General features: G+C 68.8%; 20 protein-coding genes and 1 pseudogene. 8 read left to right on the plus strand and 13 right to left on the minus strand.

The features are described 5' to 3' along the window. Positions 1–34: 34 nt before the first annotated feature. From rfbD to LK409_RS21265, 3 genes are read right to left on the minus strand one after another with little or no spacing between them, the layout of a single operon-like run. On the minus strand, positions 35–931 hold the full coding sequence (gene rfbD / locus LK409_RS21255; RefSeq protein ID WP_041937074.1) for a dTDP-4-dehydrorhamnose reductase: 897 nt from the start codon (positions 929–931) through the stop codon (positions 35–37). Continuing rightward, positions 928–1,989, minus strand: a complete 1,062-nt coding sequence (gene rfbB / locus LK409_RS21260; RefSeq protein WP_003807152.1) for a dTDP-glucose 4,6-dehydratase — start codon at positions 1,987–1,989, stop codon at positions 928–930. Before rfbB ends, rfbD begins: the two co-directional genes overlap by 4 nt. 35 nt (positions 1,990–2,024) lie before the next feature. Then, positions 2,025–2,585: a cob(I)yrinic acid a,c-diamide adenosyltransferase gene (locus LK409_RS21265; RefSeq protein WP_010927330.1), complete on the minus strand. Its 561-nt coding sequence runs from the start codon at positions 2,583–2,585 to the stop codon at positions 2,025–2,027. A gap of 422 nt (positions 2,586–3,007) precedes the next feature. On the opposite strand from LK409_RS21265, the gene LK409_RS21270 reads away from it, so the two are divergent. Beyond that, positions 3,008–3,313 carry a copper-binding protein gene (locus LK409_RS21270; protein WP_010927331.1) on the plus strand — a complete coding sequence of 102 codons (306 nt, stop codon included), beginning with the start codon at positions 3,008–3,010 and terminating at the stop codon, positions 3,311–3,313. 42 nt (positions 3,314–3,355) lie between these two features. Here the strand turns inward: LK409_RS21270 and hslU are convergent. From hslU to LK409_RS21295, 5 genes and pseudogenes are all read right to left on the minus strand, one after another. Beyond that, positions 3,356–4,692 (minus strand): annotated as a pseudogene (gene hslU, locus LK409_RS21275) (ATP-dependent protease ATPase subunit HslU). A gap of 21 nt (positions 4,693–4,713) precedes the next feature. Beyond that, positions 4,714–5,253: an ATP-dependent protease subunit HslV gene (gene hslV / locus LK409_RS21280; RefSeq protein ID WP_003807163.1), complete on the minus strand. Its 540-nt coding sequence runs from the start codon at positions 5,251–5,253 to the stop codon at positions 4,714–4,716. A 147-nt stretch (positions 5,254–5,400) separates the two neighbouring features. Then, entirely contained in the window at positions 5,401–5,865 is a 465-nt protein-coding gene (gene dksA / locus LK409_RS21285) for an RNA polymerase-binding protein DksA (protein ID WP_003807164.1), read from the minus strand. A 143-nt stretch (positions 5,866–6,008) separates the two neighbouring features. Further along, positions 6,009–7,118 carry a CobW family GTP-binding protein gene (locus LK409_RS21290; RefSeq protein ID WP_010927333.1) on the minus strand — a complete coding sequence of 370 codons (1,110 nt, stop codon included), beginning with the start codon at positions 7,116–7,118 and terminating at the stop codon, positions 6,009–6,011. A gap of 276 nt (positions 7,119–7,394) precedes the next feature. Next, positions 7,395–7,898 (minus strand): Fur family transcriptional regulator, encoded by a 504-nt coding sequence (locus LK409_RS21295; protein WP_003807166.1) that lies wholly within the window; start codon positions 7,896–7,898, stop codon positions 7,395–7,397. A gap of 174 nt (positions 7,899–8,072) precedes the next feature. Here LK409_RS21295 and LK409_RS21300 point away from each other — a divergent pair, with 174 nt between their 5' ends. The 7 genes from LK409_RS21300 to LK409_RS21330 are packed head-to-tail and all read left to right on the plus strand — an operon-like array spanning position 8,073 to position 14,541. Beyond that, entirely contained in the window at positions 8,073–8,237 is a 165-nt protein-coding gene (locus tag LK409_RS21300; protein ID WP_153566163.1) for a hypothetical protein, read from the plus strand. Further along, positions 8,228–8,950 (plus strand): zinc ABC transporter ATP-binding protein AztA, encoded by a 723-nt coding sequence (gene aztA / locus LK409_RS21305; protein ID WP_003807167.1) that lies wholly within the window; start codon positions 8,228–8,230, stop codon positions 8,948–8,950. Before LK409_RS21300 ends, aztA begins: the two co-directional genes overlap by 10 nt. Next, positions 8,947–9,843 (plus strand): metal ABC transporter permease, encoded by an 897-nt coding sequence (locus LK409_RS21310; protein WP_003807169.1) that lies wholly within the window; start codon positions 8,947–8,949, stop codon positions 9,841–9,843. Before aztA ends, LK409_RS21310 begins: the two co-directional genes overlap by 4 nt. Next, positions 9,840–10,769: a metal ABC transporter substrate-binding protein gene (locus LK409_RS21315; RefSeq protein ID WP_003807171.1), complete on the plus strand. Its 930-nt coding sequence runs from the start codon at positions 9,840–9,842 to the stop codon at positions 10,767–10,769. Before LK409_RS21310 ends, LK409_RS21315 begins: the two co-directional genes overlap by 4 nt. A gap of 47 nt (positions 10,770–10,816) precedes the next feature. Continuing rightward, positions 10,817–11,398, plus strand: a complete 582-nt coding sequence (locus LK409_RS21320) for a DUF1007 family protein (RefSeq protein WP_003807172.1) — start codon at positions 10,817–10,819, stop codon at positions 11,396–11,398. Then, positions 11,389–12,357 carry a nickel/cobalt transporter gene (locus tag LK409_RS21325; protein ID WP_010927334.1) on the plus strand — a complete coding sequence of 323 codons (969 nt, stop codon included), beginning with the start codon at positions 11,389–11,391 and terminating at the stop codon, positions 12,355–12,357. Before LK409_RS21320 ends, LK409_RS21325 begins: the two co-directional genes overlap by 10 nt. 48 nt (positions 12,358–12,405) lie before the next feature. After that, on the plus strand, positions 12,406–14,541 hold the full coding sequence (locus tag LK409_RS21330) for a TonB-dependent receptor domain-containing protein (RefSeq protein ID WP_010927335.1): 2,136 nt from the start codon (positions 12,406–12,408) through the stop codon (positions 14,539–14,541). Between the two features lie 12 nt (positions 14,542–14,553). On the opposite strand, the gene xerC is transcribed toward LK409_RS21330, so the two are convergent. Genes xerC through LK409_RS21355 form a run of 5 tightly spaced genes read right to left on the minus strand, consistent with a single transcriptional unit; the run spans position 14,554 to position 18,975 of the window. Then, positions 14,554–15,534: a tyrosine recombinase XerC gene (gene xerC, locus LK409_RS21335; protein ID WP_010927336.1), complete on the minus strand. Its 981-nt coding sequence runs from the start codon at positions 15,532–15,534 to the stop codon at positions 14,554–14,556. Positions 15,535–15,548: 14 nt separating this feature from the next. Continuing rightward, complete coding sequence (locus LK409_RS21340) at positions 15,549–16,241, minus strand: DUF484 family protein (protein WP_003807181.1); 693 nt, start codon at positions 16,239–16,241, stop codon at positions 15,549–15,551. A 26-nt stretch (positions 16,242–16,267) separates the two neighbouring features. Further along, the gene (gene dapF / locus LK409_RS21345) at positions 16,268–17,179 is read right to left on the minus strand and encodes a diaminopimelate epimerase (protein WP_010927337.1); all 912 of its coding nucleotides are present in this window, start codon (positions 17,177–17,179) and stop codon (positions 16,268–16,270) included. Positions 17,180–17,221: 42 nt separating this feature from the next. Then, positions 17,222–18,112, minus strand: a complete 891-nt coding sequence (locus LK409_RS21350) for a lysophospholipid acyltransferase family protein (RefSeq protein ID WP_003807185.1) — start codon at positions 18,110–18,112, stop codon at positions 17,222–17,224. Next, a complete protein-coding gene (locus LK409_RS21355; protein WP_010927338.1) occupies positions 18,109–18,975 on the minus strand; it encodes a lysophospholipid acyltransferase family protein in 867 nt (288 codons plus the stop codon). The genes LK409_RS21350 and LK409_RS21355 overlap by 4 nt, the downstream gene beginning before the upstream one ends. Positions 18,976–19,111: the final 136 nt, after the last annotated feature.

Below are 19,111 nucleotides of genomic sequence, written 5' to 3' on the forward strand. Positions count from 1 at the left end.
CGGGTTTACTGTAATCCTGGCGCCGGGCGCGGCGCTACAGGGTATGCGCCCGCGCGGCCAGGGCATCCACGACCGCATCCAGGTCGACTTGCCAGTCGGGCAGCTCGGGCTCCAGGGCATCGCGCAGCGCGCCGCAGTCCAGCCGCGAATTGGCCGGGCGTGGCGCCGGCAGCGGATATTGCGCCGTCGTGACGGGCCGGATGTGCGCCGGGTCCAGGCTCAGCGCCAGCCCGGCGCGCCGGGCCCGCGCCACGATGTGGCAGGCCAGCCCGTGCCAGCTGACATGGCCGCCCGCGCTCAGGTGCCACAGGCCGTCGGGCAGGCGGCGGCGCCGGTGCGCATCGATCGCCTGCCAGGTGACGGCGGCGATACGGCCCGCCCAGGTCGGGGCGCCGTGCTGGTCGGCGACCACGGACAGCTCGGCGCGGGTGCGCGCCAGGCGCAGGATGGTCTTGACGAAATTGGCGCCATGGCTGGCGTAGACCCAGCTGGTGCGCAGTATCAGGTGCGGGCAGCCGCTGGCCGCGATGGCTTGCTCGCCAGCCAGCTTGGAGCGGCCGTAGGCGTTCAGCGGATGTGCGGCGTCGGTTTCCCGGTAGGCGCGGGCGCGCTTGCCGTCGAATACGTAGTCGGTGGAATAGTGAACCAGCAAGGCGTTGTTGCGGCGCGCGTAGTCTGCCATGACCGCCACCGCCTGGGCATTGATGCGCAGCGCCAGCTCCGGCTCGGCCTCGGCACGGTCGACTTCGGTATAGGCGGCGGCATTGATCAGTATGCGCGGCGCGTAGGCATCGAGCACGGCGGCCAGCCGGCCCAGGTCGCGCAGGTCGGCCTGGCGGCGCTCCAGCGCGGCCAGCCGCGCCCATGCCAGCGGGTGAGCCAGCAACGCGTCGCCGATCTGTCCGGTGCGGCCCAGTAGCAGGATATTCATGTGTCGTAATGCGTATCGAGCCAGTGGCGGTATGCGCCGCTGGCGATGTCCGCCACCCACTGCGGATGGTTCAGGTACCAGCGTACCGTCTCGCGCAGGCCAGCCTCGAACGAGGTCGCGGCCCGCCAGCCGAGTTCGCGCTGTATCTTGCCGGCGTCGATCGCGTAGCGCCTGTCGTGGCCGGGCCGTTCGGGAATGAAGGCGATGCCGCTGGCATGCGGTTGGCCGTCCGGGCGGGCGCGCCATTGGTCCAGCAGGGCACAGACCGCGTGCACGACTTCCAGGTTGGTGCGCTCGCAATGCGCGCCGATGTTGTAGGTCCGTCCCGGCTGGCCGTCGCGCAGCACGCATTCCAGGGCCGCGCAATGGTCGGCCACGTAGAGCCAGTCGCGCACGTGCATGCCGTCGCCATACAGGGGCAGCGCGCGGCCGGCCAGCGCATGGTGGATCACCAGCGGGATCAGCTTCTCGGGGAACTGGCGCGGGCCATAATTGTTGCAGCAGTGCGTGGTGATGGCGGGCAGCCCGTAGGTGTGGCGGTACGAGCGCACCATGTGGTCGCTGGCCGCCTTGCTGGCCGAATAGGGGTTGTTCGGCTGGTAGGGATGGGTTTCGGTGAAGGGGGCGGCCTGGGGCGCCAGCGATCCGTACACCTCGTCGGTGGACACATGCAGGAAGCGGAAGGCCGCCGCCGCAGCGTCGTCCTGTTCGGCGCAATAGGCGCGCGCGGCCTCCAGCAGGGCGAAAGTGCCCACGACGTTGGTCTGCACGAAGGCGTCGGGGGCCCGGATGGCGCGGTCGACATGCGATTCGGCGGCGAAATTGACGATGGCGCGGGGCCGGTGTTCGCGCAGCAGCCGGCGCACCAGCGGCGCGTCGGCGATGTCGCCATGCACCAGCAGATGGCGCGGGTCATCGCGCAGTGCGGCCAGGTTGGCCGCGTTGCCGGCGTAGGTCAGCAGGTCCAGGTTGATCACCGGCTCATCGCCGCTGGCCAGCCAGCCCAGCACGAAATTCGAACCGATGAAGCCGGCGCCGCCGGTGACGAGAATGCTCATGCGCCGATTTTACGGCCGGCATGCCGGCCGTGGGGCTAGTCGGCCGGCCGGGCGTGGCGGCTGGCCCAGTACACGTCGCGTGCGCCCTGCGCCTGGTTGACGTGGCGCGCCAGGACGAACAGCAGGTCGGACAGGCGGTTGAGGTACTGGCGGACCGGCGCGTTGACCACTTCGGCGCGCGCCAGCGCCACCACGCTGCGCTCGGCGCGGCGGGCCACGGTGCGGCCCAGATGGCACAGCGCCGCGGCGCGCGAGCCGCCGGGCAGGATGAACTCGCGCAGCGGCGCCAGGCCGGCGTTGTAGTGCGACAGCCGCGCATCCAGGTGGGCGACCTGCTCGTCGGCCAGCGCGATGTGGCCCGGGATGCACAGCTCGGCGCCCATGTCGAACAGGTCGTGCTGGATGGTCGACAGGTCGGCGTCCATCTCGGCGGGCAGGGTTTCGGCCCGCAGCAGGCCGAGCACGCTGTTGAGCTCGTCGACATCGCCCAGCGCCGCGATGCGGGCGGTGTCCTTGCCGACACGCGAGCCGTCGCCCAGGCCGGTGCTGCCGTCGTCTCCGGTACGGGTGGCAATTACGGACAAGCGGTTGGCCATGGCGGGAAATCCTGGAGGTGGAAAATGTCAGGCCGCTATCCTAGCATCGTGCCCGCCGCTGGGGCGGCGGACACAGGGCACGGAAGCGCCGGATTCAACCCGGCAGGGCCGCGGCGTCCAGTTCCACCGGCGGCGGGCGTGCGGCGGCCCATTGGAGGGTGTTGGACTTCCAGGCGATCACGGCCTGCATGGCCGGAATCATGGGAAGCCGCTGGCAAGCGGCGCGTATGCTTACGTGCCGGGAACCGACTGGCACAGCATGCGTCGATCGGTAAGCGCGCCGCCTCGCATGGGCCTGGGCCGCGCAGAAATGTCAGGATTGTTGCGATTTGCCCCTGGCGTGCCCGCGTCGGCGCGGTATCCTGGCGATGATGCGCGTGCAGGGCCGGCAATCGCGGCCCCGCGCGACTTTGGAGGAATACATGGCTTTTTCCCGCAAATACTCGTCCCGGATGGCCGTTGCCACGGCCATGGCCGTGGTATCGCTGGCCACTCCGCTGGCATTTGCGCAGCAGGCCGACGCGACCGGCGAGGTGCGGCGCGTCGATGCCGCCGCCGACAAGGTGTCGATCAAGCACGACGCGATCAGCGCGCTGGACCTGCCGGCCATGACGCTGGTCTGTCAGATAGATCCTGCGCTGCTGGCCGGCATCAAGCCGGGCGACAAAGTGCGCTTTACTGCCACGCGCAAGGACGGCCGCTACGTCGTCACGGCCATATCCAAGTAAGGGAAAGGCCGCGGCGCCCAGGCGGGCGCCGCGGCGGCCGCGCTACAGCACGTAGCGGGCCAGGTCCTGGCTGCCGGCCGTCTCGGCCAGTTGCAGGTCGACGTAGGCGGCGTCGATGGTGATCACTTCGCCCGAGTTGGCGCTGGCATCGAACGACAGCTCTTCCAGCAGTTTTTCCATCACCGTGTACAGGCGTCGCGCGCCAATGTTCTCGGTGCGCTCGTTGACCGAGAATGCCAGTTCGGCCAGCCGGCGGATGCCGTCGTCGGTGAATTCCAGCTTCACATCCTCGGTGCCGAGCAGGGCGGTGTATTGCTTGATCAGCGAAGCGTCCGTCTCGGACAGGATGCTGACGAAGTCTTCGGCGCTCAGCGAATCCAGTTCGACCCGGATGGGGAAGCGTCCCTGCAGTTCAGGGATGAGGTCCGAGGGGCGGGCCAGATGGAAGGCGCCCGAGGCGATGAACAGAATATGGTCGGTACGCACCATGCCGTAGCGGGTATTGACCGTGGTGCCTTCGACCAGCGGCAGCAGATCGCGCTGCACGCCCTGGCGCGACACGTCGGCGCCGCCCGTCTCCTGGCGTGCGGCGATCTTGTCGATTTCGTCCAGGAACACGATGCCGTTCTGTTCGACGTTGGTGATCGCGGCCGCGCGCAGATCGTCTTCGTTGACGCGCTTGGCGGCTTCTTCCTCGACGATCAGCTTGAAGGCTTCCCTGACCTTGATCTTCTTGGATTTCTTCTTGTCGCGCGCCAGGCCGGCGAACATGCCGCGCAACTGCTCGGCCATTTCTTCCATGCCGGGCGGCGTCATGACGTCCATCTGCGGCATGGGCTGGGCGATCTCGATCTCGATCTCCAGGTCGTCGATCTTGCCCTCGCGCAGGCGTTTGCGGAAAGTCTGGCGCGCGCTGTTGTCCTCGCCGCGCTCGGGCTCGCCGGAGGCGCCGCGCGCGGCGGCGGCACCAGCGCGTCGAGGATGCGGTCTTCGGCCGCGTCTTCGGCATGGCTGCGCACGCGGCGCATTTCCAGCTCGCGTGTCTGCTTGATCGAGTACTCGGTCAGGTCGCGGATGATGGTGTCGACGTCGCGGCCCACATAGCCCACCTCGGTGAACTTGGTCGCTTCGATCTTGATGAACGGCGCATTGGCCAGCTTGGCCAGGCGGCGGGCGATTTCGGTCTTGCCCACCCCGGTCGGCCCGATCATCAGGATGTTCTTGGGGTGGATCTCATGGCGCAGCGGCTCGGCGACCTGCTGGCGCCGCCAGCGGTTGCGCAGCGCCACCGCGACCGCGCGCTTGGCGCGATTCTGGCCAATGATGAATTTGTCGAGTTCGGCGACGATCTCGTCGGGGGTCATGTGATTTGCGGACATGGGGTCGGTCCTTCGTGACAGCTACGCGCCTAGCGTTTCGATCACGTGATTCTGGTTCGTGTAGATGCACAGGTCGCCGGCGATCTCCAGCGACTGCTTGACGATGGCTTCGGGCGGCAGTTCGGTATTGCGCAGCAGCGCCAGCGCGGCCGATTGGGCGTATGCCCCGCCCGAGCCGATGGCCGCCAGCCCGTGTTCGGGTTCCAGCACGTCGCCGTTGCCGGTGAGCACCAGCGTATGTTCGGTGTCGGCCACGATCAGCATGGCTTCCAGGCGGCGCAGCACGCGGTCGGTGCGCCAGTCGCGCGTCAGTTCGACGGCGGCGCGCATCAGGTGGCCCTGGTGTTTTTCCAGCTTGGCTTCGAAACGTTCCTGCAGCGTGAAGGCATCGGCGGTGGCGCCGGCGAAACCGGCCAGCACTTTGTCGTGGTACAGGCGGCGGATCTTGCGGGCCGTACCCTTGATGACGATATTGCCCAGCGTGACCTGGCCATCGCCGCCCAGCGCGACATGGTTGCCGCGCCGTACGCACACGATGGTGGTGGCGTGAAATTGTTCCATTCGTTCCTTCCTTTGAACGGTTCAGATGGGGGTGGCGAGACCGATTTCAAGCCGGCCTGGTCCGAAAACAAAAGGGCTATGCCGTGGAGCATAGCCCTGGTAATGCGTTCGGCTGGTGACCGAAGAATACGGGACGGGTTTGGAGCCTCAGTCGCCGTACAGCTTCTGGCGCATTTCACGGCGTTCCTGCGCTTCCAGCGACAGGGTGGCCGTGGGGCGTGCCAGCAGGCGCGGAACGCCGATGGGTTCGCCGGTTTCCTCGCACCAGCCGTATTCGCCGCTGTCGATGCGTGCGATCGCCTGCTGCACCTTCTTCAGCAGCTTGCGCTCGCGGTCGCGCGTGCGCAGTTCCAGCGCATGCTCTTCCTCGATGGTGGCGCGGTCGGCCGGATCCGGGACGAACTGCGTTTCGCGCAGGTGTTCGGTGGTTTCGCCCGCGTTGGCCAGGATGTCCTGTTCGAGTTGTTTGAGCCGTTCCTTGAAGAACGCCAATTGGCGATCGTTCATGTAGTCGGCCTCGGGCATGGCCAGCAATTCCTGTTCGCTGGGCAGATCAATCGCCGTATCGCTCGTCGACTTGCTTGATTTTTTCGTTGCTGCCTTCGTAGCCATGTAAACACTCCACTATGAATCGATCCGGGCGCGGCCCGAATATTCGCGCCTGGCTGGCCGTATAACCGTTGTACTTGCGCTAGCTTGTCCTCGCAGTACGGTTTTTTACTCTGGGTTTCGCATACGCTTCGATCAGAGGTGCGTTATCCGACCAGGCACTGCTCAAGACCCCGGGTGAAAATCTCCTGGGGCAGCTTGCGGCCGATGAACACCATCTTGGTGGATGGCTTTTCGGCCGCGGTCCATGCTTTGCCGGGTTCGGCGCCCATCATCATGTGCACACCCTGGAACAACATGCGGCGGTTGATGCCCTTCATGTACAGGATGCCCTTGTAGCGCAGCAGGTCGGGACCATAGACCTGCACCACGCCGCCCAGGAATTCTTCCAGCCGGGCTGGATCGAAGGGCTTGTTCGAGCGAAACACGAACGCGCCGATTTCGTCATCGTGGTGGGCGTGGTGATGATGGTGGTGATGGTTGCAATGGGCCCCGCACTCGCCTTCGTGATCATGATCGTGCTCATGGCTGTGGCCATGGTCGTGGTCATGATGGTCGTGGGCGGCGTCGGGGTGCTCGTCGGCCAGGAAGGCCGGGTCGATGTCCAGGATCGAGTTCAGGTTGAAGCCGCTGATGTCGATGATGGACTTGAGGTCGGCTTCGCCGAAATGCACCGGCGTGATGGGCGCGCGCGGGTTGATGCGCACCAGGCGCTGGTGCAGCGCTGCGTAGTCGACGTCGTTGACCAGGTCTTTCTTGGAAACCAGGATGCGGTCGGCGAAGCCCACCTGCTTCTGGGCTTCGTCCTGGGCGTCCAGGGTCGCCATGCCATGCTTGGCGTCGACCACCGTCACCACCGCGTCCAGGCGGTAGTACTCGGCGATATCGTCGTCCATGAAGAAGGTCTGGCACACCGGGCCGGGGTTGGCCATGCCGGTGGTCTCGATGATGACGCGCTCGAACGACAGTTCGCCCGCTTCGCGCCTGGCGCGCAGGTCCGACAGCGTGCGCATCAGGTCGCCGCGCACGGTGCAGCAGACACAGCCGTTGGACAGCTCGATGATTTCTTCGTCGCGATCCTGCACCAGCAGGTCGTTGTCGATGCTCTCGGGCCCGAATTCGTTTTCGATCACCGCCACGCGCCGGCCGTGGTATTCGGTCAGGATGCGCTTGAGCAGGGTGGTCTTGCCCGCGCCGAGAAAGCCGGTGAGGATCGTGACGGGAACCATTTTGTCCAGACTGCGCGCGGTGTTCATGGGCGAAGCGAAAGCAAAGGTCGAGTCGCGCAGGCCGCGGCTCGGATGTTGGGGCTGCGAGGGGCCGCCATTCGCGGCCGGACGCAGGATTACAGCACAGACGGGGGCCAGGGGCAAACCCCGGAGCAACCCTGGCGCGAGGGCCGAAAATCAGGCCTGGCGCGCCGCTGCGCGGGCATCGCTTATCGATGCAATGAAAGAAGATGGGGGCGGGATTTCCATCTTCAAGAGGGGGCGGAGCGACGGCGGGAATTGTTACTTGTCGGCGCCGTGTTTTCAGTGATGCGAATGCGTGTGGCCGTGCGCCTGCGCCGGGCGGTTCTGCTGGCACTGCGGGCACAGGGCGCGGATTTCGGTTTCGTGCGTCGCCAGTGCGAAGCCGGTGCGGGCCACGCGCTCGGCCAATTGCCGGCTCATGTCGGGATCGCTGATTTCGGCCACCGCGCCGCACCCGGTACATACCACCAGCAGGTCGTGCGGTTCGCCGGCCGCGTCGTGGCAGGCGCTCCATGCGTTGACCGCGTCCAGGCGGTGGATCAGGCCTTCGTCCATCAGGAAATCGAGCGCGCGATAGACCGTGGGCGGCGCCGCGCCGGGATGTTCGGCGCGCATCGCCTCGAGCAGCTCGTACGCCTTGAGGCTGCGGCCATGGACCAGCAGCAGCTCCAGCACTTTGCGGCGGATGGGCGTCAGCCGCCGGCCGCGCTGCGTACAGAGGGATTCGGCCAGATCGAGCTGGGCGCCGACGGTATCGGCGCGGGTAGGGCGAGAGGCGGACATAACGGTCAAAAGGCGTAGTAAGTGGCCAATTCGGGCCGCAATGCGTTTGAAGGTATCAGAAATCCGCCAACGGCGTGCCGCGCAATCGGCCGCGCCATGGCGTGCCGCATTGATTGTTATGATATAACATAATGACTTTTGCGCCGCCCGGCCCGAACCCACTGCGCCCTGCCCGTGTCCCTGTTCCGTTTTTCCCGCTTCTACACCCCGCTGCGCCGTGGGCCGCGTCCGCCGCATTCGGTGCTGCGCGCCGGGGCCGGCGCGCGGCTGGCGGCCGCGGCGCTGGCCGCCGCCGGGCTCTGGGGCCTGACCCTCTGGGCCCTGGGGGCATGGCCATGACCGCGCCGTGCATCGCCTTGCGGGGCGCGGCCTTCGGCTGGCACGGCCGCCCGGCCGTGCACGGCCTGACCGGCGAGTTTTCCCGGGGCTCCATGACCGCCATCGTCGGCCCCAACGGGGCGGGCAAGTCGACCTTGCTCAAGGGGCTGGCGGGCGTCTTGCGGCCGTTGGCCGGCGCGCTCGAGTGCGAGGCGGACCTGCGGCGCCGGCTGGCCTGGCTGCCGCAGGCCAGCGAACTGGAGCGCGGCTTTCCCATCACGGTTGCCGACATGGTGGCCCTGGGCGCCTGGGGCCGCGTCGGCGCGTGGCGGCGTTTCGATGCCGCCGAGACGGCGCGCGTGCACGCCGCGCTGCGCCGCGTCGGCCTGCAGGATCTGGCTGGACAGTCGCTCGGCGCCCTGTCGGGCGGCCAGATGCAGCGGGCGCTGTTCGCGCGCCTGCTGTTGCAGGACGCGCCCCTGTTGCTGCTGGACGAGCCTTTCAGCGCGATCGACGCGGCGACCACGGACGTCCTGCTGGACTTGCTGCGCGAGCAGCATGCCGAAGGCCGCACCGTCATCGCCGTGCTGCACGACCTCGACATGGTGCGGCGGCATTTCCCGCGCACCCTGCTGTTGGCGGGGCGGCAGGTGGCCTGGGGCGAGACCGGCCAGGCGCTGGGCGATGCCAACCTGGCGCGTGCCCGCGGGCTGGCCATGCGGGAGGCGGCATGACACTGGCTGAATGGCTGGCCGGCCCGTTCGCCGACTATGGCTTCATGCGCCGCGCCCTGGCCGGCGCGGTGGCGCTGTCGGCGGGCGCGGCGCCGCTGGGCGTGTTCCTGGTGCTGCGCCGCATGAGCCTGATGGGCGATGCGATGGCGCATGCCATCCTGCCCGGCGTGGCCGCCGGCTACCTGCTGTCGGGCCTGTCGCTAGGCGCGATGATGATCGGCGGCCTCGTCACCGGGCTGGCCGTGGCCTTGCTGGCGGGCCTGGTGGCGCGCCTGACGCCGCTGCGGGAGGACGCCAGTTTCGCGTCCTTCTATTTGATATCGCTGGGGCTGGGTGTACTGCTGGTTTCGCTGCGTGGCTCCAACATGGATTTGCTGCACGTGCTGTTCGGTACGGTGCTGGGCCTGGACGACGCGGCCTTGCTGCTGGTGACGGCCGTGGCCAGCGCCACCCTGTGCATCCTGGCGCTGGCGTACCGGCTGCTGGTGGCCGAGTGCCTGGATCCGGGTTTCCTGCGCGCGGCCGGCGGGCGCGGGGCCTGGGTGCACATGCTGTTCATGGGCCTGGTGGTGCTGAACCTGGTGGCCGGGTTCCAGGTATTGGGCACGCTGATGGTGGTGGGCCTGATGATGCTGCCGGCCGCCGCCGCCCGGTTCTGGGCCGGGTCGGCGCCCGGGCAGATCGCCCTGGCCGCCGTTTCGGCCTGCGCGGCCAGCGCCGTCGGCCTGCTGGTTTCGTTCCACGCCAATGTGCCGGCCTCGCCCGCCATCATCCTGGCCGCCGGCGCGTTCTACCTGTTTTCGGTCGCGTGCGGGCCGCACGGCGGGCTGCTGGTCGCGGCCCGGCGCGCGCGCCGCGCGCGGCCATGGCAACCCGAAGGAGATCTTCCATGAAATCGCGCATCCTGGCGTTGGCGGCCGCTGTCCTGCTGGCCCCGCTCGTCGCCGCGGCCCAGCCCTTGCAGGTCGTCGCCAGCTTTTCCATCCTCGCCGATATCGCCGCCCAGGTGGGAGGTCCGGACGTGGCCGTGCAGAGCCTGGTAGGCCCCGATGGCGACGCGCACGAATACGAGCCGACCCCGGCCGACGCCCGCAAGCTGGCTGCCGCGCAGGTACTGGTGGTCAATGGACTGGATTTCGAAGCCTGGCTGCCGCGCCTGCAGAAGGCCGCCGGCTTCGCGGGCCGCACCGTCGTGGCCTCCGAGGGCATCGAGCCGCGCCGGCTCGATGACGCCCACGAGGAGCATGGCGATCACGATCATGATCATGATCATGGCCATCATCATCATGGCGACCTTGACCCGCACGCGTGGCAGGACCTGGCCAATGGCGCGACTTATGCGCGCAATATCGCGCGCGCCTTTGCCGAGGCCGACCCCGCGCATGCGCAGGCCTACCGGCAGCGCGCCGATGCCTACGTGGCGCGCATCGAGGCGCTGGACCAGCGCGTGCGGCAGCTTTTCGAGGCCATCGAGCCGGCGCGCCGCAAGGTCGTCAGTTCGCACGACGCCTTCGGCTACTTCGGCCAGGCCTACGGCGTGCGCTTCGTTGCGCTGGCTGGCGTGTCCACCGACGCCGAGCCGTCGGCCGCCGACATGGCGCGCATCATCGAGCAGGTGCGCCGCGAACGCGTGCCGGCGGTATTCGTCGAAAACATCGCCAACCCGCGGCTGGCGCAGCAGCTGGTGCGCGAAACGCAGGCCCGGCTGGGGGGCACCCTGTATTCCGATGCGCTGGCCCAGCCCGGCAAGCCGGCCGGTACCTACCTGGGAATGTTCGAATGGAACGCGCAGCAACTCGCCGCCGCCTTGCGGCCCTGACGGCGCTGGGCGCGCTGTGGGCGGCCGGCGCCGGTGCGCATCCGCATATGTGGATCGACGCCCGGGCCGTGGTGGAGTTCGATGCCGCCGGCCGCATCGCGGCGGTGCGCCAGGTATGGCGCTTCGACGACATGTTCGGCGCCTACGCCACCCAGGGCCTGTCCAGCAAGCCCGGCGGCGGGCTGCCGCCCGACGTGCTGCGGACCATGGCCGAGGACTGGATGAAGGCGCTGGGCGAGCCGGTGTCGCACTATTTCACGCGGGTCACCCAGGGCGCGCGCACCCTGCCGTTCGGTCCGCCGCGCGATGCCGCCGTCAGCTTCGAGGATGGCCGGCTGACGCTGGCCTTCACGCTGCCGTTGGCGGCGCCGGCGCCAGCGCGCGGGGCGACGGCGGTCGATATCTACGATCCCACTTATTTCGTGGCCTATGCCTTCGACGAGGCGGGCGCGACCGCGTTGCACGGCGCGCCCGCCGGATGCAGCCAGGCTTACCGGCCGCCGCGTCCGCTGGATTGGGCCACCATGCAGCAACTGGCGGCCATCCCCGCCGACCCCGAGGCGTTGCCGGAAGAGCTGTTCGCCATCACCAAGGGTTTGACGCATCGTATCGAGGTGACATGTCCGTAGTTCGAGCAGGCGCGCTGGTCGTGCTGGTATTGGGTTGCCTGGCGGCGCTGCCGGCCGCCGCGCAAGGGGGGCATCCGTTCGGGGTGCCCGAGGCCACGGGCGCGCCCGGCTGGCTGGCCGGCTGGTTCGGGCAGGTCGCGATGTGGCAGGCGCATTTCTACCGGCAGTTGACCGGCGCGGTGCGGGCCTGGCAGGCCGAGGGCGGCGCGGCCTGGATGCTGATCGGCCTGTCGTTCGCGTATGGCGTCTTCCATGCGCTGGGTCCCGGCCACGGCAAGGCGGTGATTGCGTCGTACGTGCTGGCCAATCGCCAGACGGCGCGCAACGGCGCCTGGCTCGCCCTGTTGTCGGCGCTGGCGCAGGCGCTGGTGGCCGTGGCGCTGGTTACGGTGCTGGCGGTGGCCCTGGGGGCCACGGCCGCGGCGATGAACCGTGCGACGCAATGGCTGGAAACCGCCGCGTACGCCGTGGTAAGCCTGCTGGGCGCGTGGCTGGTCTGGCAGAAGGCGTTGCGGCCGTGGTGGGGGAGCAAGGGTGGCCACGGCCATGACCATCACGCGCATCACCACGCGCCAGGCTGCGCTTGCGGGCACGCGCACGCGCCGTCGGCGCGGCAGGCGGCCGGTCCGCTGAGCGCCCGCAAGGCGTGGGCCGCGATTCTGGCGGTGGGGTTGCGGCCGTGCAGCGGTGCGCTGATCGTGCTGGTGTTCGCGCTGGCGCAGGGCTTTTTCCTGGCGGGCGTGGTGGCCACCCTGGCCATGGGGCTGGGCACGGGCTTGACGGTGGCCATGCTGGTGGCGCTGGCGGCGGGCGCGCGCGATGCCGCGACCCGGCTGGGCGCGCGCCTGTCGACCCGCCGCGCCGCGATGCTGCGCCAGGCCATCGAGGCCTTGGCGGCCGTGGCGGTGCTGCTGCTCGGGCTGTCGTTGCTGGGAGGGCAATTGGTGGCCTTGCGCTAAGGCCGGCGGCACCGGGACGAATTTTGCACGCCCGGGTGCCGGATTTAATTGGTATGTTATATCGTTTCATTTAATGAGAATGGCACATCGTTTTGTAGGGAAGGGAACATGCGATTCGAACGGCATCCGCTGAGCGCCGCCCTGGCGCTGGCATTGGCTTGGCAAGGCGCGCACGCGCAGGCAAGCGCGGACGGTACCCCCGAGGCGGCCACGCTGGCGCCGATCACGGTTTCGGCCAGCCCGCTGGCCGGCGATCTCGACAGCATGACGGCGCCAGCGGCGGTGCTGGAAGGCGATCAACTGCTGCTGCGCCGCCAGGGAACCCTGGGCGATACGCTCGATGGGCTGCCGGGCGTGCATGCCGATACGTTCGGCGGCGGGGCGAGCCGGCCGGTCATCCGCGGCCAGACGGCGCCGCGCGTCAAGGTGCTGTCCGATGGGTCCGAGCTGATGGACGCCTCGGCCATTTCGCCGGACCATGCCGTCACCACCGAGCCGCTGCTGGCCGACAAGATCGAGGTCCTGCGCGGGCCGGCCACGCTGCTTTATGGCGGCGGCGCGATCGGCGGGGTGGTGAATGTGCTGGATCGCAAGATCCCCACCGCCGTGCCGCAGCAGGGCATCGAGGCCGAGGCTGAACTGCGCGGCGCCACCGGCACGAAGGAGCGCGCCGGCGCCATTGGCATCACCGCCGGCAGCGGCAATTTCGCGGTCCGGGTCGAGGGCCTGAAGCGCCGCAGCAGCGACTATCGCGTGCCCGACTGGCCCGACGGCAAGCTGGCCGGCTCGTACAGCGAATCGGGCCAGGGCACGGTCGGCATGTCATGGATCACGCCGCGCGGCTACGTCGGCGTGGCATTCACCCATCTCGAAAGCAAGTACGGCCTGCCCGGCCACAACCACGAGTACGAGGGCTGCCATCCGCACGGTTCGCACCTGCACTGCGGCGGTCATGACGACCACGGCCACGACGAGCACGAGGAGGGCGAGGCGGAACACGATCATGGGCACGAGCACGGCGCGGGCGACGTGCCGTATGTGAAGCTGCGCAGCAACCGTACCGACCTGCGCGCCGAATACACCGACCCGTTCGCCGGGTTCGAGAAAATCCGCTTTCGCGGCGGGCTGACCGATTATCGCCATGACGAGATCGAAGGCGGGCAGCTGGGCACGCGCTTCCAGAATCGCGGCTATGACGCACGCCTGGAGCTGACGCACCGGCCGCTGTACGGCTGGCATGGCGTGGTAGGCGTGCAGACGTCGTACAGCGACTTCCGCGCCACGGGCGAAGAGGCGTTCCTGCCGCGCAGCAAGACGCGCGCCCATGGGCTGTTCCTTCTGGAAGAGTATCGCTGGGCCGACTGGCGCGTCGAACTGGGCGCGCGCCAGGACTGGCAGCGCGTCTCGCCGCAGGGCGGCGCGCCGGCGTCCCGTACCGCCGGCACGTCGCTGTCGGCGGCCGCCATCTGGGACTTCGCACCGCAGTACTCGCTGGCCCTGTCGGTGTCGCGCTCGCAGCGTCTGCCCTCGGCCCAGGAGCTGTATGCCGACGGCGTGCACCTGGCCACCAACACCTACGAGATCGGCGACCCCGGACTGGATCGGGAAACCTCGCGCAACGTCGACCTGACGCTGCGCAAGCACAGCGGCGACACCACCTTCAGCGTCAGCGCCTTTCACAACCGGGTGAAGAACTATATCTACGCCAATACGCTGGACCGCTACGAAGACTTCCGCCTCATCGAGTACACGCAGCGCGACGCCGAGTTCACCGGCGTCGAGGGCGAAATCCGGCACCGCTTCGGCAAGGTGTTCTCGGCGGCCGTGTTTGGCGATTATGTCCGCGGACGGCTCACGGGCGGCGGCGGCAACCTGCCGCGTATCCCGGCCGCGCGCCTGGGCGTGCGCGCCGATGCGCAATGGCAGAACTGGGCGGGGGGCGTCGAGTACTTCCATGTCTATCGCCAGGACGATATTGCGGCCTACGAGTCGTCCACGCCGGGCTACGACATGGTCAACGCCACCATCCGCTATCGCGGCAAGCTGGACCGCACCGCCTACGAGATCTACCTGCGCGGCAACAACCTGCTGAACAAGCTGGCGTTCAACCATGCGTCGTTCATTTCGACCGTGGCGCCGCTGCCCGGGCGCAGCGTGTTGCTGGGTGTGCGGCTGACGTACTGACCACAGCCGGGTTCAGCGCGAGGTCTTGCGGTCGGCGCGCGGGTGCGCCTGGTCGTAGGCGCGCGCCAGGTGCTGGAAATCCAGCCGCGTGTAGACCTGGGTGGTCGATATGTTGGCATGGCCCAGCATTTCCTGGACCGCGCGCAAGTCCTGGGCCGATTGCAGGACGTGGCTGGCGAAGTTGTGGCGCAGCACGTGGGGATGCACATGCGCCGGCAGTCCGGCCGCCTGGGCCAGGCGCGCCAGCTGCAGCTGCACCACGCGCGGCGCGATGCGCCGGCCGCGGGTACCGACGAACAGCGCCGCCGCATCCTGCGCACCGGCGCCGGCGGCAGCCAGTTGCGGGCGCGCCTGCAACCATTTGTCCAGCGCGGCCAGCGCGCTCTGCCCGACCGGCACCGAGCGCCGCTTGCCGCCCTTGCCGACGACGATGACCTCGGCGTCGTCGCGGTTGAGCCAGCTGCGGGATTCGTACTCGGGCGTGCGCTCGTAGCGCAGGTCCAGGCTGACCAGTTCGGCCAGCCGCAGGCCGCTGGAATACAGCAGCTCGAACATGGCGTGGTCGCGCAGCGCGGCCGGCTCGGTGGCCAGGCGCGCGGGGGCGTGGTCCAGCAGCACCTGGGTCTGTTCGACCGAGAGCGCCTTGGGCAGGCCGCGCGGCGCCTTGGGGGCGCGCACGCCGGTGGCCGGATTGCCGGGCAGGCCGGCGGCCGGGGCCCACCATTGATAGAAGCCGCGCCACGCCGCCAGCGCGCGCGCCAGGCTGCGCGGGCCCAGGCCTTGCGCATGCAGGCGGGCGACGAAGTGGCGGATATGGCCGTTGGCCACGCGCTCCAGCGGCAGCCCGGCCGCGGCGGCCAGTTGCGCCAGTTGCCGCAAGTCGCGCGTATAGCCGTCCAGCGTGTGCGCCGAATAGCGGCGGTGCGCCTGCAGGTGCCGCAGCCAGTCCGCCATGGGCTGGGGCAGGGGGCTGGCGGCGGGGGCGGCGCTCATGCGGTGCGCAAGAGTCAGGCGGCGGCCAGCGGTGGCGTACCCAGGCGCCGCAGCGCGGCCGAGGCCAGCTTGCCGATGGCCTCCAGGAAGGCGGTGCCCATGTCGGGGGCAAAGCGCGCGGCATCGTCCGAACCCAATACGAGCAGGCCGAAGGTCGGCGCCTCGGCGTCCGGACGCAGCGCCACCAGCGCCAGCGACTTGGGCTTGGCGTCCAGCCAGCTCACCGCTTCGAATTCGGTGTCGGTGCCGCAATAAGGCGTCTTCAGGCTGTCGGCGAACGTGCGCACATCGTCGGAGACGGGTTCGCCGTAGCCGCTTTCCGGCAGGCCTTCCAGGCGCCACAGGCGTAGCGCCACGTGGTTGAGGTCGAACTGCTCGGCCAGGCCCAGGGCGATTTCTCCCGGGACGTGCTGCGCATCGGCCTCGGCCAGCATGCGGCAGCACCACTGCGACAGGTGGTCGCCGATGGTTTCGTTGCTGTTGGCGTTGCGGATCAGTTCACTCAGGCGCCATTCGAGTTCGCGGGTGCGTTCGCGCAGCGTCTGGATCTGGCGCTCGCCCAACGAAATGGCGCGCGAGCCGTGCGGGTTGGGAATCTGCAGCGTGGCGAACACGTCGGCGTGTTCGATGAAGAAGTCGGGGTTGTGTTGCAGGAATTCGGCAACAGCGTGGGCGTTCAGGGGTTCGGTAGGGGTGTGCGCAGTCATGGGGACGCTGATCTCGTACTCGCTGGCTAACGGTGCAGGCCGCTGGTGAACACCAGGCGGTCGATATCGACCTGGCCGCTGAAAACGGAAATGGCCGGACCGGTCATGCGCAGGCGCTCGCCGTTCCAGTCCACGGTAAGCATGCCGCCGCGCGTGTGTACGCGCACCGGCGAATCGAGCAGGCCGCGCCGCACGCCCGCGGCGACGGCCGCACAGGCGCCGGTGCCGCAGGCCAGCGTTTCGCCGGCGCCGCGTTCGTAGACGCGCAGACGGATCTGGTGGCGGTCGACGACCTGCATGAAGCCGACGTTGACGCGGCGCGCGAAGCGCGGGTGCGATTCGACCAGCGGGCCGATCACACCGACCGGCGCGGCGTCGACATCGTCGACCACCTGCACGGCGTGCGGGTTGGAAATGGCCACGGTCGAGATCGCCACGCTGCGCGGCAGGCCGGCCGGCGCGTCGATCTCCAGGTTCCAGACCGTATCCTGGCCCTGCGTCTGGGCGCTCAGGCCGGTGGAGTCGAACGGCAGGGACGGCGGGTCGAAGCGGGTGCTGCCCATGTCGACCGTGACCTGCTCGTCTTCGCCCTCGTCCAGCACGATGACGCCGGTCACGATCTCGGCGCGCAGCGGATTGCGCGCCGACAGGCCTTGCTCGTGCACGAAACGCACGAAACAGCGCGCGCCGTTGCCGCAGTGTTCGACTTCGCTGCCGTCGGCGTTGAAAATGCGGTAGCGGAAATCGGCGTCGGCCTGCGTGGCGGGTTCGACCAGCAGGATCTGGTCGGCGCCGATGCCGAAATGGCGGTCGGCCAGCGCGCGGGCGCGCTCGGGCGTCATCGCTATGTCTTGACGGACGCCATCGAGCACGACGAAGTCGTTGCCCGCGCCGTGCATTTTGGTGAAGTTCCACATCATGCATGGATTATCACCCATTCCGACGCGGAAAGCCCCTGGACGCCCGGGATGGCCGCCGTTTCAGTACAGCTTGGGCTCGCCCAGCGGGCGCGTCTTGAAGCGGCGGTGTACCCAGTAATACTGGCTGGGGCAGCGCAGCACCCAGGACTCCAGCTCGCGGTTCAGGCGCGCCGTGGCGTCTTCCAGCGAACCGTCGCCCGGGAAGTCGGGCAGTTCCGGCAGGACTTCCACGTGATAGCGCCCGGTGCGCGGATCCCAGAAGTCGAGAATCGGCAGCACCGCGGCATTCCATTTGCGCGCCAACTGGGCGGTGGCCAGCAGGGTCGCGGCGGGCACACCGAAAAAAGGCACGAAGACCGATCCGGCGCGTCCGAAATCCATGTCGGGCAGGTAGTAGACCGGCCGCGGTTCGCGCAGGTGGCGCACCAGGTCGCGTACGCCGTCCTTGCGGCTGACCAGGAATACTTCGTTGAAGCGCGCCCGGCCGGCCCGGACGATGGCGTCGACCGCGGGATCGCTTTGCGGCGTGTACATGGTGGCGCCGCTGGGCACCTCCATGGTCAGGCGCGTGGCCGCCGCGTCCAGCGCCACGAAATGGGGCGCGAGCAGGATGACGGGGCGGCCTGCCGCGATCAGGGCATTGATGCGTTCGGCGCCGGTCTGGGTGACCATCTCGCGCACGGCCTCGGGCGAGCCGTACCACAGCACGCCGCGGTCGACGATGGACTGGCCCAGGGCGCGGAAATGCTCGCGCGTCCAGCGTTCGCGCACGGCTTCGGGCTGGCCGGGAAAGCACAGCTCCAGGTTGCGCCGCACGATGCGCACGCGCGAGCGCGCCAGCCGGTAGCTCAGCCAGCCCACCAGGGCGCCGGCCCGTTGGCGCGTGGCCGGGCGCATGCGTGCGAAGCCGCGCAGCATGGCGGTCAGCGCGCGGGTCTTGAATTGGCTCATTGTTCGGGTTCCTGCCGCGCGCTGTCGGGCGCCGGCGGCGCGCCGCGCGGGACTTTGTAGCGGTTGTATCCCCACAGGTATTGCTCGGGGAAGCGCCGGATCAGCGACTCCATGGCGCTGTTGATCAGGGCGGCCTGCTCCTGCGGGCCGTCGGGCAGCGGCTCGGGCACGCGGGCATAGTGGATGCGCCAGTCGCGCCCGCCCGGCAGGCGTTCGCCGGCGGTCAGGATGACGGCCACGCCGGTCTGGCTCGCCAGCTTGCCGGGCAGCGTCATGGTGTAGGCCATGCGGCCGAAGAACGGCGCCCAGACGCCGTCGCCCACGCCCGGCGCCTGGTCGGGCAGCATGCCCACCGACTCGCCGCGCCGCAAGGTGCGCACGAATTCGCGCACGCCCTGCATGGTGGCGGGCACGGCGTTGACCGCCGAGGTGTTGCGCGCCGTCTCCAGTACCGGCGCCAGCGCGGCCTTGCGCGGCGGGCGGAACATCACCGTCATGGGCATCTGGCGCGCCAGGTAGCGCGCGGTGATTTCGAAGCAGCCCAGGTGCGGCGTCAGGAACAGGATGCCGCGCCCCTCGGCGCGCGCCGCCTCGACGATGGCGTAGTCATCCGACACCACTTTTCCCAGGCTTTGTTCGTTGCGAAACCACACCTTGGGCATTTCCAGGATCATGGCCCCGATTTCGCCGGCGGCGCGCCGGGCGAAGGCGGGCTGGGGATAGCCGGCCTGGGCGGCATTGGCCCGCAGGCGGTCGCGGTATTTGCCGGGAAAGGCATACGCCAGCCGTCCCAGCAGCCGGCCGGCCGCATGCAGGAACGGCAGCGGCAGGGCCGCGGCCATACGTAACAGGGTGACGAGCATCGATGCGAATGAAAGGGCGGTACGTTGGGCGTTGGCCTGGAGTGTCCGCTATTTGTATAGAAGGACTCGCCAAGCATAAAGTGCGCATTTTCGCCTAAAATGCTCGGGTCGCCGAGTTAACCGACAACTTGCGGGG

It is taken from the genome of Bordetella parapertussis, from assembly GCF_020735925.1.
GTDB classification, from domain to species: domain Bacteria; phylum Pseudomonadota; class Gammaproteobacteria; order Burkholderiales; family Burkholderiaceae_B; genus Bordetella; species Bordetella pertussis.

Bases quoted from the DNA above. Each gene is read 5' to 3' on its own strand.
- rfbD (WP_041937074.1), bottom strand. From the start codon at position 931: ATGAATATCCTGCTACTGGGCCGCACCGGACAGATCGGCGACGCGTTG.
- rfbB (WP_003807152.1), bottom strand. From the start codon at position 1,989: ATGAGCATTCTCGTCACCGGCGGCGCCGGCTTCATCGGTTCGAATTTC.
- LK409_RS21265 (WP_010927330.1), bottom strand. From the start codon at position 2,585: ATGGCCAACCGCTTGTCCGTAATTGCCACCCGTACCGGAGACGACGGC.
- LK409_RS21270 (WP_010927331.1), top strand. From the start codon at position 3,008: ATGGCTTTTTCCCGCAAATACTCGTCCCGGATGGCCGTTGCCACGGCC.
- hslV (WP_003807163.1), bottom strand. From the start codon at position 5,253: ATGGAACAATTTCACGCCACCACCATCGTGTGCGTACGGCGCGGCAAC.
- dksA (WP_003807164.1), bottom strand. From the start codon at position 5,865: ATGGCTACGAAGGCAGCAACGAAAAAATCAAGCAAGTCGACGAGCGAT.
- LK409_RS21290 (WP_010927333.1), bottom strand. From the start codon at position 7,118: ATGAACACCGCGCGCAGTCTGGACAAAATGGTTCCCGTCACGATCCTC.
- LK409_RS21295 (WP_003807166.1), bottom strand. From the start codon at position 7,898: ATGTCCGCCTCTCGCCCTACCCGCGCCGATACCGTCGGCGCCCAGCTC.
- aztA (WP_003807167.1), top strand. From the start codon at position 8,228: ATGGCCATGACCGCGCCGTGCATCGCCTTGCGGGGCGCGGCCTTCGGC.
- LK409_RS21310 (WP_003807169.1), top strand. From the start codon at position 8,947: ATGACACTGGCTGAATGGCTGGCCGGCCCGTTCGCCGACTATGGCTTC.
- LK409_RS21315 (WP_003807171.1), top strand. From the start codon at position 9,840: ATGAAATCGCGCATCCTGGCGTTGGCGGCCGCTGTCCTGCTGGCCCCG.
- LK409_RS21320 (WP_003807172.1), top strand. From the start codon at position 10,817: ATGTGGATCGACGCCCGGGCCGTGGTGGAGTTCGATGCCGCCGGCCGC.
- LK409_RS21325 (WP_010927334.1), top strand. From the start codon at position 11,389: ATGTCCGTAGTTCGAGCAGGCGCGCTGGTCGTGCTGGTATTGGGTTGC.
- xerC (WP_010927336.1), bottom strand. From the start codon at position 15,534: ATGAGCGCCGCCCCCGCCGCCAGCCCCCTGCCCCAGCCCATGGCGGAC.
- LK409_RS21340 (WP_003807181.1), bottom strand. From the start codon at position 16,241: ATGACTGCGCACACCCCTACCGAACCCCTGAACGCCCACGCTGTTGCC.
- dapF (WP_010927337.1), bottom strand. From the start codon at position 17,179: ATGGGTGATAATCCATGCATGATGTGGAACTTCACCAAAATGCACGGC.
- LK409_RS21350 (WP_003807185.1), bottom strand. From the start codon at position 18,112: ATGAGCCAATTCAAGACCCGCGCGCTGACCGCCATGCTGCGCGGCTTC.
- LK409_RS21355 (WP_010927338.1), bottom strand. From the start codon at position 18,975: ATGCTCGTCACCCTGTTACGTATGGCCGCGGCCCTGCCGCTGCCGTTC.